Annotated in this window: 14 protein-coding genes; 12 read left to right on the forward strand and 2 right to left on the reverse strand. The window is 54.9% G+C overall.

What is annotated here, in order from left to right:
• Window positions 1–15: 15 nt before the first annotated feature.
• Window positions 16–285, reverse strand: coding sequence for a 30S ribosomal protein S20 (gene rpsT / locus A3OI_RS0115355; RefSeq protein ID WP_018405136.1), 270 nt, complete (start codon window positions 283–285; stop codon window positions 16–18).
• A gap of 257 nt (window positions 286–542) precedes the next feature.
• On the opposite strand from rpsT, the gene murJ reads away from it, so the two are divergent.
• The 12 genes from murJ to A3OI_RS24050 all read left to right on the forward strand — a co-directional run bounded on the left by murJ (window position 543) and on the right by A3OI_RS24050 (window position 16,449).
• Window positions 543–2,168 carry a murein biosynthesis integral membrane protein MurJ gene (gene murJ / locus A3OI_RS0115360; protein WP_407635532.1) on the forward strand — a complete coding sequence of 542 codons (1,626 nt, stop codon included), beginning with the start codon at window positions 543–545 and terminating at the stop codon, window positions 2,166–2,168.
• Between the two features lie 113 nt (window positions 2,169–2,281).
• The gene (ribF, locus tag A3OI_RS0115365; RefSeq protein WP_018405138.1) at window positions 2,282–3,256 is read left to right on the forward strand and encodes a bifunctional riboflavin kinase/FAD synthetase; all 975 of its coding nucleotides are present in this window, start codon (window positions 2,282–2,284) and stop codon (window positions 3,254–3,256) included.
• A 16-nt stretch (window positions 3,257–3,272) separates the two neighbouring features.
• Window positions 3,273–6,092: an isoleucine--tRNA ligase gene (gene ileS / locus A3OI_RS0115370; protein ID WP_018405139.1), complete on the forward strand. Its 2,820-nt coding sequence runs from the start codon at window positions 3,273–3,275 to the stop codon at window positions 6,090–6,092.
• Window positions 6,092–6,622, forward strand: a complete 531-nt coding sequence (gene lspA / locus A3OI_RS0115375; protein ID WP_018405140.1) for a signal peptidase II — start codon at window positions 6,092–6,094, stop codon at window positions 6,620–6,622. Before ileS ends, lspA begins: the two co-directional genes overlap by 1 nt.
• 5 nt (window positions 6,623–6,627) lie before the next feature.
• The gene (locus A3OI_RS0115380) at window positions 6,628–7,080 is read left to right on the forward strand and encodes an FKBP-type peptidyl-prolyl cis-trans isomerase (protein WP_018405141.1); all 453 of its coding nucleotides are present in this window, start codon (window positions 6,628–6,630) and stop codon (window positions 7,078–7,080) included.
• A gap of 14 nt (window positions 7,081–7,094) precedes the next feature.
• Window positions 7,095–8,048 (forward strand): 4-hydroxy-3-methylbut-2-enyl diphosphate reductase, encoded by a 954-nt coding sequence (gene ispH, locus A3OI_RS0115385; protein ID WP_018405142.1) that lies wholly within the window; start codon window positions 7,095–7,097, stop codon window positions 8,046–8,048.
• A 176-nt stretch (window positions 8,049–8,224) separates the two neighbouring features.
• A complete protein-coding gene (locus A3OI_RS0115390; RefSeq protein WP_018405143.1) occupies window positions 8,225–8,719 on the forward strand; it encodes a GspH/FimT family pseudopilin in 495 nt (164 codons plus the stop codon).
• Window positions 8,716–9,198: a type IV pilus modification protein PilV gene (gene pilV / locus A3OI_RS0115395; protein ID WP_018405144.1), complete on the forward strand. Its 483-nt coding sequence runs from the start codon at window positions 8,716–8,718 to the stop codon at window positions 9,196–9,198. Before A3OI_RS0115390 ends, pilV begins: the two co-directional genes overlap by 4 nt.
• On the forward strand, window positions 9,198–10,307 hold the full coding sequence (locus A3OI_RS20470) for a PilW family protein (protein WP_018405145.1): 1,110 nt from the start codon (window positions 9,198–9,200) through the stop codon (window positions 10,305–10,307). The genes pilV and A3OI_RS20470 overlap by 1 nt, the downstream gene beginning before the upstream one ends.
• An 8-nt stretch (window positions 10,308–10,315) precedes the next feature.
• Window positions 10,316–10,849, forward strand: coding sequence for a pilus assembly PilX family protein (locus tag A3OI_RS23230; protein ID WP_018405146.1), 534 nt, complete (start codon window positions 10,316–10,318; stop codon window positions 10,847–10,849).
• A gap of 218 nt (window positions 10,850–11,067) precedes the next feature.
• Window positions 11,068–15,669, forward strand: coding sequence for a pilus assembly protein (locus A3OI_RS20475; protein WP_177313719.1), 4,602 nt, complete (start codon window positions 11,068–11,070; stop codon window positions 15,667–15,669).
• A gap of 360 nt (window positions 15,670–16,029) precedes the next feature.
• Window positions 16,030–16,449: a type IV pilin protein gene (locus A3OI_RS24050; RefSeq protein ID WP_018405148.1), complete on the forward strand. Its 420-nt coding sequence runs from the start codon at window positions 16,030–16,032 to the stop codon at window positions 16,447–16,449.
• A 15-nt stretch (window positions 16,450–16,464) separates the two neighbouring features.
• On the opposite strand, the gene A3OI_RS0115420 is transcribed toward A3OI_RS24050, so the two are convergent.
• A complete protein-coding gene (locus tag A3OI_RS0115420) occupies window positions 16,465–17,034 on the reverse strand; it encodes a GspH/FimT family pseudopilin (protein ID WP_018405149.1) in 570 nt (189 codons plus the stop codon).
• Between the last annotated feature and the right edge of the window lie 54 nt (window positions 17,035–17,088).

A 17,088-nucleotide genomic window follows, 5' to 3' on the forward strand; every position in this document is an offset into this window, starting at 1 on the left:
GTGCACCTAAGTGGCTTACGCCGCTTGCAGTGCCTTCACCTTGATATTCAGGCGGCTCTTAATGCGAGCAACCTTGTTCTTGGGGAAGATACCCTTGTTAATCATGCTGTCCAGAATCGGCTGGGCTTGCAGAAAAGCAGCTTTCGCGCCTTCATAATTGCCTTCAGCGATTTGAACGTGAATCTTTTTCATGTACGTACGAGCCATGGAACGCAGGCTGGTGTTGTGCTTGCGACTGTTCTCGTTTTGACGTGCACGCTTTTTGGCTTGCGGGGAATTTGCCACCGTAAAACTCCTGAAAGTACTTGAATTCGTTGCTGAATATTTGGTTTGAGAGCGCCAGATGCAGTTGCAGTAACCCTTCAGTTACCCGTATCGCAACTCTCTTTCATCGCGGGCGCGCCAGATCCAGCGCGTCGAAATAAATGACGCAGAACTATGCCGCCAACGGCGAGGCTTGTCAAGCCAAAAAGTGATCAATGCCAGCGAAGGCAGGGCTTGTGATAAACTCCCGCTTCTCTATTTTTGTCGGCCAAAACACCATGTCTGAACAGTCTCCCGGGCCCCAGGGCCCGACACCCGAATCGCCGCGCCCATCAGAGCCGTCGGTGCCCGCCGTGAGCGCGATTAAACCTGCGCCGGGCCTGCTGCGTTCGTCTGGTGTCGTAGGGGTGATGACCATGACGTCGCGGGTGCTGGGGCTGGTGCGGGATATGGTGATTGCTCGCTATTTTGGTGCCGGTGCCGGTGCGGACGCGTTTTTTGTGGCCTTCAAGATTCCTAATTTTCTACGCCGATTGTTTGCCGAAGGTGCGTTTTCGCAAGCGTTCGTGCCCGTGCTGTCGTCTTATCGTGAAAACCAGCCGGCAACCGAAGTAAAGCGCCTGGTGGATGCGGTTGCCGGCTCGTTGGGCCTGGTGCTGTTGGGGGTCACTCTGGTGGCCATGCTTGGCGCGCCGGTGCTGACGGCGGTGTTTGCCCCGGGTTTTTTGGGCGACGACATAAAATTCACACTGGCCAGCGACATGTTGCGGATCACCTTCCCTTATTTATTGCTGATCTCGTTAACGGCGTTCGCCGGTGGTATTCTCAACAGCTACGACCGCTTTGCCGTTCCCGCGTTTACGCCGGTGTTGCTGAATCTCGCGATGATTGCTGCCGCCGTGTGGCTAGCGCCGCTTATGAACGAGCCGATAATGGCGCTGGCCTGGGGTGTATTGATTGCCGGTGCCTTACAGCTGTTTTTCCAACTACCGTTTTTGATGCGTCTGGGTTTGATGCCGCGGCCACGGGTGGATTACCGCCACGAGGGCGTTAGCCGGATTCTGAAGCTGATGGTGCCGGCGCTGTTCGGTGTATCGGTAAGCCAGATAAACCTGCTGCTGGACACCGTTCTTGCCTCTTTTCTGCAAACCGGCAGTGTGTCCTGGCTGTACTATTCCGACCGCCTTGCGGAGCTGCCGTTAGGGGTATTCGGTATAGCCATTGCAACGGTGATTTTGCCCAGCTTATCCCGTAAGCACACGGCGGACTCGGCGGATCAGTTCTCCGCCACTCTGGATTGGGCGGTGCGGGCGGTGTTAATCATTGGTGTGCCGTCTGCGCTGGCCTTGGGATTGCTGGCCGAGCCGCTCATTGCCACGCTGTTTCACTATGGCGAAGTGACTGATCGCGATGTGGCCATGTCGGCTCAAAGCCTGCGCGCTTATTCCGCGGGCCTGCTGGCATTCATGGTCATCAAGGTGCTGGCGCCGGGCTTTTTTGCCCGCCAGGACATTCGCACCCCGGTGAAAATTGGCATCATCGCCATGGTCGCCAATATGGTGTTCAACCTGATACTGATCTTCCCCTTGGCGCACGCAGGCCTGGCGCTGGCCACATCGCTGTCAGCCTGGCTCAACGCCTTTTTGCTGTGGCGGGGTTTGAAGGCCATCGGCGCCTGGCGCAGCCAGCCCGGCTGGGGCAAGTTCGGGCTGCAGCTCGCGCTGGCGAACGGCGCGCTGGTGGCGGTGATTTTGTGGCTCAACGCGCCGGTGAATCAGTGGCTGGCGGCCGGCGGCTTTCAGCGTTCCCAGGATATGGCAATACTGGTGATTGCAGGCACACTTGCGTACTTTGTTACACTGGCGCTGGCCGGGGTGCGTATAAAACATTTTCGCCACAGGTAAGGTATAATCCCGCGCCTTATCAATGTGCCAAACGCTTATTGGCTGTAATTCTTGGCACGATTTTATTGCCGCTATTCATTGGCAATATTCACTAGCAAAGAGGTTTGCTTTGCATGCGCTTGATTCGCGGCCTGACCAACCTGAAAACGCTGGCGCAATCGGGCGAAGGCCCACTGGCGCGTGGCTGTGTGGCTACCGTGGGCAACTTTGACGGCGTGCACCGCGGCCATCAGGCGATTCTGGAACAGGTAAAAACACAAGCCGCAAAGCACAACTTGTCCTCGGTGGTGGTGATTTTTGAACCCCAGCCTCAGGAGTTCTTTCGCGGTGTGGATGCGCCGCCGCGGTTGACCGGTTTCCGCCAGAAAGTGGAAGCTTTGCGAGGGCAGGGTATTGATGCGGTGCTGTGCCTGCGTTTTGACGAGCAGTTCCGCCAGTTTTCGGCCTGGGGCTTTGTGGATAGCCTGCTGATTCAAGGCCTGGCGGTGAAGCACCTGGTGGTGGGAGACGACTTCCGTTTTGGTTGTGATCGTTCCGGTGATTTTAATTTTTTGGAGAAAGTGGGCGCCGACGCCGGCTTTACAGTTGAAAACACCCGCACAGTAGTGATTGAGGGCGACCGCGTTAGCAGCACCCGCATCCGTAAACTGCTTTCTGACAATCAGCTGTATAGCGCTGAGCATTTGCTGGGGTGGAAATATCGCATTGCTGGCCGCATTGTGTATGGGCGCCAGCTGGGGCGTGAAATTGGTGCGCCAACGGCGAATATCCGCCTGGCCCAAATGCCGGCCTTGCAGGGCGTTTACGTGGTAAGGGTAAAACTGGCCGATGGCACCCTGCACGACGGCATTGCCAATATTGGCTTGCGGCCGACCGTCGACGGCAAACACCCGGCACTGGAAGTGCACCTGTTTGATTACGCCGGTATGCTTTACGGGCAGAGGCTTGACGTCACCTTCCGCCACGGCCTGCGTGATGAAGTCCGCTTTGAATCGGTGGGCGCCCTGAAAGCCCAGATCGCCAAAGATTTCAGCAGCGCCCGGCGCTGGCTCGCTGAGAATAAAGATTTACCTAAACTGACCCAATAGAGCACGTACAGCCATCATGAGCGACTACAAGCACACTCTGAATCTGCCGGAAACCGCTTTTCCCATGCGCGGTAACCTGGCCAACCGCGAGCCTGAAATGCTCAAGCGCTGGCAGGACCTGAACGTATACGCCAACTTGCGCGAACAGCGCGCCGGGCGTAACAAGTTCATTCTTCACGATGGCCCTCCTTACGCCAACGGCAGCATTCACATTGGGCACGCGGTTAACAAAATCCTGAAGGATATCATTGTTAAGTCCCGCGGCTTTATGGGCTTTGATGCGCCTTACGTGCCCGGTTGGGACTGCCATGGCCTGCCTATCGAGCACAAAGTAGAGCAGAAAATCGGCAAAGCCGGTGTGAAGGTAGATTACAAAACCTTCCGCCAGGCTTGCCGCGATTACGCCACCAAACAGATTGCCGGCCAGAAAGCCGACTTTATCCGTCTGGGCGTAATGGGTGAGTGGGACAAGCCTTACCTGACCATGGACCCGAAAGTAGAAGCGGGCATTGTGCGTGCGCTGGGTAAAATTGTAGACAAGGGCCACCTGGTGCGCGGCTACAAGCCGGTCTACTGGAGCGTGGTAGGGCAGTCGGCTCTGGCCGAAGCGGAAGTAGAGTATCAGGACAAGACCTCTACCCAGATCGACGTGCGTTTTACCGCAGTGGATCAAGCCAAAGCCCTGTCGCTGTTCAATACCAGCGCCGGTGAAGGCGATGTGTCCGTCGTCATCTGGACAACCACGCCCTGGACCATTCCCGCCAATCAGGCGGTGTCATTGGGCGCCGAGCTGGATTACTCGCTGGTGCAAGCCGATGTTGGCGCCGGTCCGGAGCGAATGATTCTGGCCAGTGCTATGGTAGAGGGCGTTATGGCACGCTGGGATGTGGCCGGTTACCAGGTGCTGGCACAATGCACCGGTGCCCAGCTGGAGCATCTGGCGCTGCAACACCCGGTTTATGACAAACACGTACCGGTGATTCTGGGCGATCACGTTTCTACCGACGCAGGTACCGGCGCCGTTCACACCGCGCCAGACCACGGTGTGGAAGACTTTGTGGTGGGCAAAATCTACGGCATTGGCACCCTGAATAGGGTTCAGGCCGATGGCACCTACACCAGCGCTACCGGCGAGTTCGCCGGCGTTCACGTATACAAGGCGGATGACCCGGTCTGCGACGCGCTGAGCCGGGAAGGTAAACTGGTACGCAAAGAAAAGTTCCGCCACAGCTTTCCCCATTGCTGGCGCACCAAAACACCGCTGATTTACCGCGCCACACCGCAGTGGTTTATCAGCATGGAAAAAGAAAACCTGCGCGCCGACGCTCTGGAAGCGATTAAGGGCGTGCGCTGGGTGCCTACCTGGGGCCAGAACCGCATCGACGCCATGGTGCGCCAGTCGCCGGACTGGTGCGTATCGCGCCAGCGCACCTGGGGCGTGCCGATTACCTTGTTTATCCACAAAGAAACTCAGGATCTGCACCCGAACACCCAGAGCCTGATCGAAAAAGTGGCCCAAGCTATCGAAATCGATGGCATTGATGCCTGGTATGACCTGGATGCCCGCGAGCTGTTAGGCGACGACGCCGATCACTACGAGAAAGTGTTGGACACCCTGGACGTATGGTTTGACTCCGGTGTGACCCACGAATCGGTTTTGCGGGTGCGCGAAGAGCTGGGCCAGTTCCCGGCCGATTTGTACCTGGAAGGTTCTGACCAGCACCGCGGCTGGTTTCAGTCGTCCCTGAAGACCTCCATCGCCATCAATGGCGTGGCACCGTACAAGCAGGTGCTCACCCACGGCTTTACCGTGGATGGCAAGGGTTACAAAATGTCCAAATCCTTGGGCAACGTGATTGCGCCGCAAGAAGTGACTAACGACCTGGGCGCCGACATCCTGCGCCTGTGGGTAGCGGCCACCGATTACAGCGGCGAAATGACCGTCTCCAAAGACATTCTGCGGCAAAGTGCCGACGGTTATCGCCGCATCCGCAACACCGCGCGTTTCCTGATGAGCAACCTGGCCGGCTTCGTGCCGTCCCAGCACACGGTGGCTCCGGCCGATATGCTGGCGCTGGACCGCTGGATAGTAGACCGCGCCCTGCAATTGCAGAACGAAATCAACGAAGACTATGAAAACTACGCCTTCCTGAAGATTTACCAGAAAGTGTACAACTTTTGTGAATCCACTTTGGGCGGCTTTTATCTCGACATCATCAAAGATCGCCAGTACACCACCCAGGCCGACAGCCTGGCGCGGCGTTCGTGCCAGACCGCGCTCTACCATGTGGCCGAAGCGCTGGTGCGCTGGATTGCGCCGATTCTAAGCTTTACCGCCGATGAAATCTGGCAGCACCTGCCGGGCGAGCGCGGCGACACCGTATTCTACGAAACCTGGTACCAAGGCCTGAGCGAAATGCCCCAGAGCGTGGAGCTGGGCCGTGATGACTGGCGCGACATTTCCGCCGTGAAAGAAGCGGTGAACAAACGCCTGGAAGACGCCCGCAAGCAAGGCGTTATCAAGGGTTCCCTAAGCGCAGAAGTGACGCTGTTCTGCGATGGCGAGTTGGCCGAGAAACTAAAACATCTGGGCGAAGAATTGCGCTTTGTGCTGATTACCTCGGAAGCCGACGTGAAGCCGGTAAGCGAGGCGGTTGACGCCGAACAAACCGGTTATGAAGGGCTGTTGGTGCAGGTGCGCCCCGCCAGCAATACCAAATGCGAGCGCTGCTGGCACCACCGCGCCGACGTAGGTAGCCACGCAGACCTCCCCGATTTGTGCGGTCGCTGTGTTACCAACGTGTATGGCTCGGGTGAAACCCGCGCCTTCGCCTGATGGGCTCCGCCATGGCAAAATCCGGCGATAGCGGCCAGTCCGGTGCGGGCAAACTGAAGTGGTTGTGGCTGACGGCGCTGGTGATCGCTACTGATCTGGGCACCAAGGCCCTGGCCACCACCATGCTCAGTTACGGCAATCCGGTACCGGTGATGCCGCTGTTCAACTTTACGCTGCTGCACAACACCGGCGCCGCCTTCAGTTTTCTGGCCGGCGCCGCCGGATGGCAGCGCTGGTTCTTTGTGATCCTGGCGTTGGTGGTTAGCGTAGTGCTGGTGCTATGGCTGAGAAAGCTGGAGCGCCATGAAACCTGGTCTGCCATTGCCTTGGCGCTGATTCTTGGTGGCGCCTTGGGTAATGTGTACGACCGTGTGGTGCACGGTTACGTGGTGGATTTTCTCCATTTTTATTGGCAGAACTGGCATTTTCCGGCCTTTAATCTGGCCGACACCGCCATCACCATTGGCGCCGCCATGATCATACTCGACACGTTTCGCAAACCCGCCGATGCGGGCACAAAAGGCGACTGACTACTATGAAAGAACTCCCTGTAGATAAAGGCACTCGGGTTACCCTGCATTTTGCGCTGAAATTCGACAGCGGCGAAGTGGTTGATACCACCTTCGATAAAAACCCGGCCACCCTGGACATTGGCGATGAAAGTTTGCCAGCGAACTTTGAAGCCTATTTGATGGGCATGATAGCCGGTGACAAAGCCAGCTATCAGGTGCCACCGGAAAAAGCCTTTGGCCAGCGCAACCCCAACAACTTACAGGTGATGAAACGCCATGGGTTCGGTGCCGACATGGTGCTGGAGCCGGGTGTGGTGGTCTCCTTTGCCGACGCGCGTCAGCACGAGCTGCCGGGTACCATCAGCCGGGTAGAGGGCGACGAAGTAGAAGTGGACTTCAACCACCCGCTGTCTGGGCGTACACTGACCTTTGACGTAGAAATTATAGACGTAGAGCCGGTAGGCCCTGCGCACTGACCTTCAGGAACTTTATGCAAATTCGTCTGGCAAACCCCCGTGGATTCTGCGCCGGTGTCGACCGTGCCATTGATATCGTTAATCGCGCTCTGGACGTGTTTGGCGCACCTATTTATGTACGCCATGAAGTGGTGCACAACAAATCCGTGGTAGATGACCTGCGCAAGCGCGGCGCCATCTTCGTGGAAGAACTGAGCGAAGTGCCAGACGACAAGCTGGTGATTTTCAGCGCCCACGGAGTGTCCCAAGCCGTGCAAAAAGAGGCCGCCGACCGCGGCCTGAAAGTCTTTGACGCGACCTGCCCGCTGGTCACCAAAGTGCATATCGAAGTCATGCGTTACAGCCGTGACGGCAGCGAATGCGTGCTGATTGGCCACCATGGCCACCCGGAAGTGGAAGGCACCATGGGCCAGTACAACTTCGCCAACGGCGGCGATATTTACCTGGTGGAAAACGAAGCCGACGTAGCAAAGCTAAACGTTAAAAACCCTGAAAATCTGGCCTATGTCACCCAAACCACCTTGTCTATGGATGACACAGCCCGGGTAATCGACGCCCTGCGGGCCAAGTTCCCGAAGATTGAAGGTCCGCGCAAAGACGACATCTGCTACGCCACCCAAAACCGCCAGGACGCCGTCAAACAAATGGCCGGCGACTGTGACCTGATGCTGGTGGTGGGCTCCCCCAACAGTTCCAACTCTAACCGCCTGCGCGAGCTGGCGGAGCGCATGGGTACGCCGGCCTACCTGATTGACGAAGCTTCCCAGATTGAGCCTCAATGGCTGGAGGGTAAATCCTCCATCGGCGTTACCGCTGGCGCCTCGGCCCCGGAAGTGCTGGTCAACGATGTGATTAACCGCCTGCGAGACCTTGGAGGCAGCGTGCCGGAGGAGATTGCCGGGCGTGAAGAGAATATTGTGTTCTCTATGCCGAAAGAACTTCGTATCGATGCAGTGGAAGTCTCCTGACTTCTACTGTTATTCCCGCAGTGTCATAGCGCCTCCAGCGCAAAAACCTGATCCCGATCACAAAAACTCCGACTATCCTACCGCTTATCCCTAGGCTGGCACCGTTCGTCGTGTCGCCTATGGCAAACAAGATAAACGTTGTTTAATCTCCAAGTAAGTCAGAATGGAAGTGGACTATGTCTTATAGAAACAGAAGTTCGGGTTTTACGTTGATTGAGTTGTTGGTGGCAATAGCAGTGCTTGGGATCATCGTGGCTGTTGCTATTCCTTCCTTTCAAACCGTTATAGAAAACAATCGCACGACCACCCAAGCCAATAAATTGCTCTCGGCTGTGCAGTTCGCCCGCAGTGAGGCGGTCAAGCGCGGTGTCAACGTAACGCTTTCAGCAGACTCAAGTGATTTCAACAATGGCTGGTGTGTTCACACTGGTGCAACCTGCGGCACCACAAGCCTCATCCGGACATTTGATCCCAATAGTGGCGTGACCCTCTTTTCTTCTGCCAACAGCGTCACTTTCTCGCAGCGGGGCACCAGAATTCCGCAAACTACAACTGCAGTCACTATCAGTGTTCAGCATAGCAGCTGCGCGACAGACGAAGTTGAACGCCGCAGTATAGTCAGCATCACATTATCGGGCAGAGCGAGTGTTGTGCGAGGAGATTGTTTATGAGGCAGGATAGTTTCGAGCAAACAGTTTACTGCAGTGCCCCCCGTCGTCTCGCAGCTGGGCAGGGCGGCTTTGGCATGATTGAAGTACTAATATCAGTACTGGTATTGGCAATCGGTCTTCTCGGTATGGCCTCCTTGCAGTCCAATGGAATTCAGATGACAACCGGCGCGCTCAGTCGTACGCAAGCGGTCTTGCTGGCTGAGGATTTGATTGAGCGTGCCCGTGCAAACCGTGCTTCGGTTGGAAGCTATGGCTTTGCCTTGGGGTCAGCACCCAGTTGCGACCTGACTTACGAAATCGCTAACAGCTCCGTCGCCACCGACGATGTTGGGGAATGGCGTAACAGTGTTTCCTGTCTGCTCCCAGGAGGCGACGCTAGTGTCGCCGTTAGCGGCAATGTGATGACCATTTCGGTCAGATGGGAGGCCCGCTCAGGTGAAACCACTGATGGCGCAATAGAGGTGGAGGCCGATATATAATGATGAATACAACAACACGATCCGCTAAATACCCGCACCAGGCCGGCCTTTCACTTATTGAACTAATGATTGCCTTGGCGCTCGGGCTCGTTCTTACCCTGGGTGTGGTACAGATATTCCTGGGGTCGAGCAAAACCTATCGTCTGACGGATGGCCTCGCGCTAATTCAGGAAAACATGCGTTTTGCGCTTGGTAACCTGCAATATAATGCGCGGATGGCGGGTCACATGGGTTGCCTTGTAGGGCCACCAGAGAATCAGCTTGATGAAAATGATTCCGCCTACGACGAAGCCATTTATGATATTAATCAAGGCGCTGTCAGAGGCTGGGAGGCTTCCGGAACAGGTTTGGGCAGTACCTTCACCATCACCTCGCTTGCCCCCTCTGGCACCTGGAGCAACGGTTCGGGTGACGGCCTGCCTACGTCGATCACGGGCGATATTATTGTTGGTACGGATGTGCTGATGATTAAAAGTGGCTCGGAGGCCGACGTTGTACTGAATGGAAACCCTAATGGTAATGGCAATACCCTCGGTGTCGTTGACAACTCAAATATTCCGCAAGGGTCAATTTTGGTTGTTGTGGCCGGAGATTGTGGTGTCGGGGATCTTTTTCAGACGACTAATGCGTTGTCGGGCACTCTTACCAAGGGTGCTGGTACTCCGGGGAATAAAACGGGAGGTGCCGATTTTAAAGGCGATTACGACGATGACGGCAGTGTTTTCCTGTTTGCAAGTACGACCTATTACATCGGCGTAGGCGCAAGCGGACAACCCGCCCTTTTTCGCGAGCGCCTCGATGCGGGTGATTCCTCCGGCGCGATCGAACTGGTCGAAGGTGTTGAAAATATGCAGGTTTTGTACGGCGTTGCCAACAACATTGACGCCAACCCCCGTGCGGACACCTACTCCCCAGCATCTGCGGTCACCAATTGGAATCAGGTGGTCAGTGTTCGCATCGCGTTGTTGATGCGGGCAGGAGACAACATCATTGATGAGCCGGCCGCTAATACCTACAACCTGATCGGTACTCAGATTACCACACAGTCCGATCGCCGGGCCCGGCTCATGGGCTCGGCCACGGTCGCCATCCGAAATCGCCTGGAATGAGCCTTGTCATGACTGAAAGATCGCTGCTGAAAGCTCATCGACTACCCCTCTCCAAGGAAAGGCAGAGGGGTAGTGCACTGATTGTATCGCTCATAATGCTGCTGCTGATTACGTTGGTAGCTGTTGCCGGTATGCAAACGACCATCATGCAGGAGCGTATGTCTGCGAACCTCTACGATCGGGAGCTGGCATTTCAGGCTGCGGAGGCGGCTCTTCGGGAGGGCGAAGCGCTCATCATGACCGGAAGTGAGCCTGTCATTACTAATTCCAACGGACTTTATGTCCTCGATCATGCCAACCGGCCTCAGTGGGGTGGCGGTGCAAGCACCGCCTCTGCAGCAGCCATAACCTATCCTGGCACTCTCCGCGGTGTGGTCCAGAACCCCCAGTATTTTGTCGAGCATATAACCACCCTTCTGCCGCCTGGGACCCCCACAGATGTATTCGTACCGCCTCCGTACTACAGGATCACCGCGAGAGGGTTTGGCGGTTCCCAGGAAACGGTTGTAGTGGTGACTAGTGTCGTGCGTGCAATACCCTGAGCATAAGCCGACAAACGAGTTGAGAGGTCTTGGGCCCTTTTGAACGGGCGCATAGCAACAAAAAACAGGAGCGATCCGAATCGGGCGCTCTGAAGTGATGAGGACACACCATGGTCACAGAATACGTAACGTCCAACATGGGGCCCACTAAGACGGGCTTACGGTTACTTGTACTTCTGGGTATCGGCGCCTTCATGCAGACCGCCGGCGCGGCCCAGGTGGCTCAAACACCGCTGTTTTTGACCCAGGGTGTTCAGCCACAGGTCATGCTGTCGTTGTCGAATGACCATCAGCTTTTCTTCGAGGCGTACCCTGACTACCTCGACCTGGACGGTGACGGGCAGCCTGATCGGACCTACGGTCACGATAATGACTACTTTGGCTACTTCGATAGTTATAAATGTTACGACTACATCACGGATCTTGGTCGATTCAAACCTAAGGCCGTGACCTCCGACAAGTACTGTGATGAAGTGGATTCGGTCAGTGGCGACTGGAGCGGCAACTTCCTGAACTACCTCGCCATGTCCCGTATGGACGTGGTCCGGAAAATACTGTTTGGTGGCTTCCGTCGAGTAGACTCCGCGGATCAAACTGTTCTGGAAAGGGCTTACGTTCCGACGGATGCACACTCCTGGGTGAAATATTACGACGGGGACAACCTGAGCAGTCTCACGCCCTTTACCAACGGTGATTCAATTACCGCTGGCAGTGACTCTGTGGTCACGCCTGCCACCGGTGATATCGATTTTGATATCAATGCTTCAGAATTTATGAGTTCTGTACAAAGGGGTGACCAGGTAAGAATTTACAGCGGCTCCAGCGTGGTAAAACTGCTTGCCTCTGGTCAGGCGTACATGCTTGGCGCTGTGAAGAGTGTTGATTTGGGCAACGCCAAGATCACCGTCGACGTGACCCGAGCGAACGGCAGTGATGAGCTGTCAAATTGGACGGTCGAGAACCTGTCCAGGTCAGGTATCTCATTCTGTAATACGACAAACGATGCGTCTTTGAATGACGGTGAGGTTGTACCTGCGAGTAAACCACCACGCCTGAGCGTTGCCCGTGGCAATTACGGCCTCTGGAGCGCGAACGAGCGTTATCAGTGTCGATGGTCTGATGAGGTCTCAGATAACGACGGCATAAACGCCAACAACATTGGCGTAACCGGATTTGCTGCCAATGATCGCAACCCGATCCAGAGTGATGTCGGCTTGGGCGAGGATGACTATAACGTCCGTGTTGAGGTTTGTGTAACAGGTCTTATCGGGACTGAACGTTGCAAGGAATACCCGGCAGCGGGCAGCAGCCTGAAACCGGTTGGCCTTTTGCAGCAGTATGGCGATGACAGTCAGATTCTTTTCGGGCTGCTCAGTGGCAGTTACCTGAAGAATAAATCTGGCGGTGTTCTGCGAAAAAATGTTACCGGTTTCGACGATGAAGTGAACGTGGCGACCGATGGGACGTTTAAGGATGCCCCAACCGCCGGTGGAATCGTCAGCTCTATTAATCTACTGCGGATGTATGGTTATAATTCAAGTGGGGTTTACACCGGAAATTCTGAAAACTGCCCGTTCGGCCTGAAAAGCTTTAGCAATGGGCAGTGCATGAGTTGGGGCAATCCCCAATCAGAGATTTTTCTGGAATCCATCCGGTATTTTGCGGGGGCAGCACCAACCTCTGCCTTCGCCTTCACAGGCAAAGACAAGCTTGACGGATTGCAGGGGCAAGCCTGGAGTGACACGCTCTCCGAGGACCTCCAATGCGCGCCAATGAACGTCATCAACTTTAACAGCAGAGCTGCCTCCTATGATCGGGATCAGCTCCAGTCAGTTTCTGATATTTCTGGTAGCGGAGGGGTCGCTGGAATCCGACAAATTGTCGAATCCATTGGCGCGAGCGAGGGAATCAACGGCCAGGAGTGGTTCGTAGGCGAGACATTGAACTCCAATAACCAGCTTTGCACATCCAAATTAGTGGGATCTCTGGCGGAAGTGGCCGGTTTATGCCCTGAGGCCCCACGTCTGGCTGGTGGTTTTGATTCTGTCGGAATCGCCAACTACGCCTACGAAAATGATATTCGACCGAACCTCACCGGCGATCAGAATGTAAAAACTTTTGCCGTAGCTTTAGCCCCGGCCGTTCCGAGGATTGATATCCCGCGTCCTGAAACCACTGAAAGGGCAGTGACCATATTGCCGGCGTGTCAGAACACGGAAGACGATGGAAACTGCGCTATCGTTGATTTTAAAGTGATCAGCCAAGACCTGGCTGCGGGAACCGGTTTGTTTTTGGTCAACTGGGAAGAGGCAGAACAGGGCGGTGCCTATGACCAGGATATGTATGGCACCATCCAATACACCATCACTGAGTCGACTTTGGAGATAACCACAAGAGTTGCCCAACAATCTTCCAGTCGGCCTCTGGCTTTCGGGTACGTTCTGAATGGAACCGAGGAAAACGGTTTCCATGCTCATTCGGGTATAAATGAATACAGCTACACCGACCCGACCGGTGTTGAATCATGCGATAAATGTCGGGTGAGCGATCCCGCCACCTCCGTAACTTATACACTGAGTGCAGGTGGAGCCCGCGATGGCTTGTTGGAAAGCCCGATGTTTTATGCCGCCAAGTGGGCGGGATATGACAAAGAGGCGAATTTTCCCGCTGACCAGTCTTCTTGGGATGCCGATGGAGATGGTTTTCCGGACAACTATTACTTTGCGATTGACCCGTCCAAGCTAGCGAATGATCTGGAAAAGGTATTTTCCGACATCCTGCGCGATTCGGCTTCGGCGGCCTCCGTTGCGGCCAGCTCGACGAGTCTGAATACCGGAACCGCGATCTACCAGGCTTCGTTCAATAGCCAGGGCTGGAGTGGTGATCTACGGGCATTCGCGCTGCAGGGCGACAATACATTGGCTGAGACATTTACATGGAGCGCGGCCGACCAGCTTGATGCGCTAACGGCGGGCCAGGTGGACGACCGCAAGATTTTGACAAGTTCGGATCTTTCCACGGATGGCCAAGCCAACGGTGTGTTGCTTTCCAAAACCGGCGCCCTCTTCACCTGGACTGATCCAGGTTTAACTGACACGCAAAAAACAGCCCTCGCTAAAAATAGCAACGACATCAACACCCCTGTGTCAGCAGTTGTCGCCGAGGATCGATTAGACTACCTGCGGGGAGACAGGACGCAGGAAAAAACCTTGGCCAATCCCGGTGGAATTTTCCGTGAACGCGGCAGTCGGCTAGGCGACATCATTAACTCCAATCCGCAATTCGTCTATCAACAGAACTTCGGATACGGCAATCTTGCCGCACAAACCGGGTTTTCGACGACCATCATCACCGAAAGTTACAATGATTTCCGCGCGAGCGATGTTTACCAGGATCGTCCTCCGGTCGTCGTAGTCGGGGGCAATGATGGCATGCTGCATGGTTTCAATGCGTCAAGCACGGATGCGGGCAAGGAGTTATTTGCCTATGTTCCCGCGGATATTATCAAGAATCTCCATGAATTAACTGAGCTTGAGTATACCCATAGGTACTATGTTGATGGTACGCCCAGAATTGGTGATGTCTGGCTGGGCACGTCTGAAAAATGGGCAACCGTAGCTGTTGGAAGCACTGGCGCCGGCGGTAACAGTATATTTGCCCTGGATATAACCAATCCTGAAAGCGTTGGTGTGGAAGACTTCATGTGGGAGTTTTCCCATACCGATATGGGCAACACGATCCAACAGCCTTCAATAGTAGCCTTACCCAACGGTAAGTTTGGAGTTGTGGTTTCCAGCGGATACAAGGACACGCCCGTGAGAGGCGGAAAGGTGTGGGTACTGGACGTGGAAACTGGCGTGCCGATCCGGACTTTTCAGCTGCCAGACAGTGGCGAGCTTGGCTCGCCACTGGTTGTGGATCTGGACTCCGACCGTGTCTCCGACCGAATCTACGTTGGGGATACTAGCGGCAAGCTATGGCGCCTGGATATTGTTGGAGACGATGTAACTGACTGGGGTGCCCCAAGTACCCTGATATCCGGAAGCAGCAACGTTCAGCCCCTATTTGCTGGCCCAACAGGGCAAACCATTACCGCGCCATTGGCCTCGGCATTCAACGCCGACGGCGAACACATGGTGTATTTCGGCACCGGCAGCTTTTACAGAGTTGGCCAGAATGTTGTCGCTGACAGCCCCCAAACCGAGTCTTTCTATGGGATTATTGACAGGGGCGAACCAGTCATAAAAGGAAACTTGCTGAAGCAGGAGATACTCACTGAAGCGGTTCAAAACTCCAATCGCTTCCGGATTGTTTCCGACAACACCATAGCGGACGAGGCGGGTTGGTATATCGATTTGAAATTGACGGTAAGTCTTGGCGAACGTGTTGTGTCCAGAGCGCTACTACGGGGTGACCGCGTCATATTCACGACACTGATTCCATCCAGCAACCCCTGCTCGGCTGGCGGTACAAGCTTTCTTATGGAAGTTGACCCGAACGATGGCAGTCGTCTTGGATTTTCCGTCTTTGACGTGAACGGCGATGGGGTGTTCAATAATGACGATTTGATTACCGTCACCATTGGCGAGGTAGAAGTATCCGTGCCAGCCTCCGGGTATGCGCCCGATATCGGTATCATGAATACACCGACGGTTCTGACTAGTATTAAAGAACCCGAGCCTTGCGAGGATGAAGATTGCCCACCACCACCGCAGTGTGAGGAAATTAAGGTTGTGAGCGGGTCGGGTGGAGAAAGGATCACAATAAAAGAGCAGTGCCCGGTAGATATAGGCCGACAGAACTGGCAGCAGCTGCGCTAGTGTCCCGTCTGGTTAATTCGTAAACCTACTGAGTTTCTGAGAATCCGAAGAGCTAGGCGCGGTAGTGAAGGTTTGGTGGTTCCGAATCGAGACATCGCAACGACGCACTTCGCATCTCGGAAACTCCCGAAGGGCTTGTCCCTGAGGGCTCTGGACCGGTGTTGCCAGCCTTTGATGTGGAATGACCTCATCTGCAGACTGGCGCCTTGGCCAGAACCCTCAGTGCCAAGCAGTAGATTAACGAATTAACCAGACGGTACACTAGTTATGCTCTGAAAAATTAACAATAGAGTCTGGTTCCCCGTTTCCTCCGGAGCAAGTAGGCGGGAACCAGTGTAAAACTTCCAAGGAGTGTGCTCGATGATTTTTAGAACCCAGCGACAAAAAGGCTTCACACTCATAGAAATGATGATCGTTGTCGCCATCATCGGCATATTGGCCGCGATCGCCTATCCGTCCTATCAACGTTACGTTGAGAGCACCAGGCGTGCAGCGGCACAGGCAGATCTCCTGGAGCTTGTGCAATTCATGGAGCGTCGCTACTCGGCCAGCTTTGATTATCAGGCTGCCGGGGGCGGCAACCCGACGTTGCCGTTCAACACATCCCCCAGAAATACCAATGAGTCGACGGCTTATAATATTTCGTTTACCGAAGATGTTACCCGAGGTGCTTTTGAACTGCAGGCAGTACCCACAACGCTGCAGTCTGGCGATGACTGCGGCAAGCTGGAGATAAACCATCAGGGAGCTAAAACTCCACTGACTGCAGGCTGCTGGTAATTACACGGAGTCGCACTAGCATGCGATCGGCTGTCCGGAAGAGTCCTCAACCACACTATCGCCATCTGTATCCGCCGCCCAACGAACTCTGCCACCAAAGTTAAGCCGTAACTGAATGGCCCTCTCTACGGTCTTGCTTTGCGGGCACCAAGTCAGATTTCCTATGGTGCCATGTGCAGAGCCGTCAGGTTTGTACTGGAAGTACCGTCTTCCGCCATGGCTTGTCGCGCTGGGGGTGAGTATTCCGCTGGTTGTAACAGGGGCCACGCGGATCAGGTGAATAGCTTCTGATAAGGATTTGGAATTGTCAGGGTCGATGAAGATACTGACAGGGCGACCCCAATCAGAAACGCATTGGTTATGTTCATCCAGGGGGCACAAAGTAACAAGCTGCCGCTCATAGACTGCGTTGGATCGAGCGACGCTGAAGATGGATCTAAGGTTGGTTTTTACCTGCGAAGCGGTTACCCGTTCAATGACCCCTGACAAGTTGCTGGCTGCGAAATTTAGTATTATGGCGCTTATAGCGACAGTGACCATAAGCTCCACAAGGGTGAACCCTTTGGAATTTTTGAACATTTTCATCCTTGAAAGTTCCTGTTTTAATTATCTCGGTAAATTCATAAATCGAACGTCCTG

This window comes from Marinobacter gelidimuriae, from assembly GCF_000372805.1.
In the GTDB taxonomy this organism is placed as follows: Bacteria; Pseudomonadota; Gammaproteobacteria; order Pseudomonadales; family Oleiphilaceae; genus Marinobacter; species Marinobacter gelidimuriae.

Coding starts and splice junctions, on each gene's coding strand:
- murJ (WP_407635532.1), top strand. CDS start 543: ATGTCTGAACAGTCTCCCGGGCCCCAGGGCCCGACACCCGAATCGCCG.
- ribF (WP_018405138.1), top strand. CDS start 2,282: ATGCGCTTGATTCGCGGCCTGACCAACCTGAAAACGCTGGCGCAATCG.
- ileS (WP_018405139.1), top strand. CDS start 3,273: ATGAGCGACTACAAGCACACTCTGAATCTGCCGGAAACCGCTTTTCCC.
- lspA (WP_018405140.1), top strand. CDS start 6,092: ATGGGCTCCGCCATGGCAAAATCCGGCGATAGCGGCCAGTCCGGTGCG.
- A3OI_RS0115380 (WP_018405141.1), top strand. CDS start 6,628: ATGAAAGAACTCCCTGTAGATAAAGGCACTCGGGTTACCCTGCATTTT.
- ispH (WP_018405142.1), top strand. CDS start 7,095: ATGCAAATTCGTCTGGCAAACCCCCGTGGATTCTGCGCCGGTGTCGAC.
- A3OI_RS0115390 (WP_018405143.1), top strand. CDS start 8,225: ATGTCTTATAGAAACAGAAGTTCGGGTTTTACGTTGATTGAGTTGTTG.
- pilV (WP_018405144.1), top strand. CDS start 8,716: ATGAGGCAGGATAGTTTCGAGCAAACAGTTTACTGCAGTGCCCCCCGT.
- A3OI_RS20470 (WP_018405145.1), top strand. CDS start 9,198: ATGATGAATACAACAACACGATCCGCTAAATACCCGCACCAGGCCGGC.
- A3OI_RS23230 (WP_018405146.1), top strand. CDS start 10,316: ATGACTGAAAGATCGCTGCTGAAAGCTCATCGACTACCCCTCTCCAAG.
- A3OI_RS24050 (WP_018405148.1), top strand. CDS start 16,030: ATGATTTTTAGAACCCAGCGACAAAAAGGCTTCACACTCATAGAAATG.
- A3OI_RS0115420 (WP_018405149.1), bottom strand. CDS start 17,034: ATGAAAATGTTCAAAAATTCCAAAGGGTTCACCCTTGTGGAGCTTATG.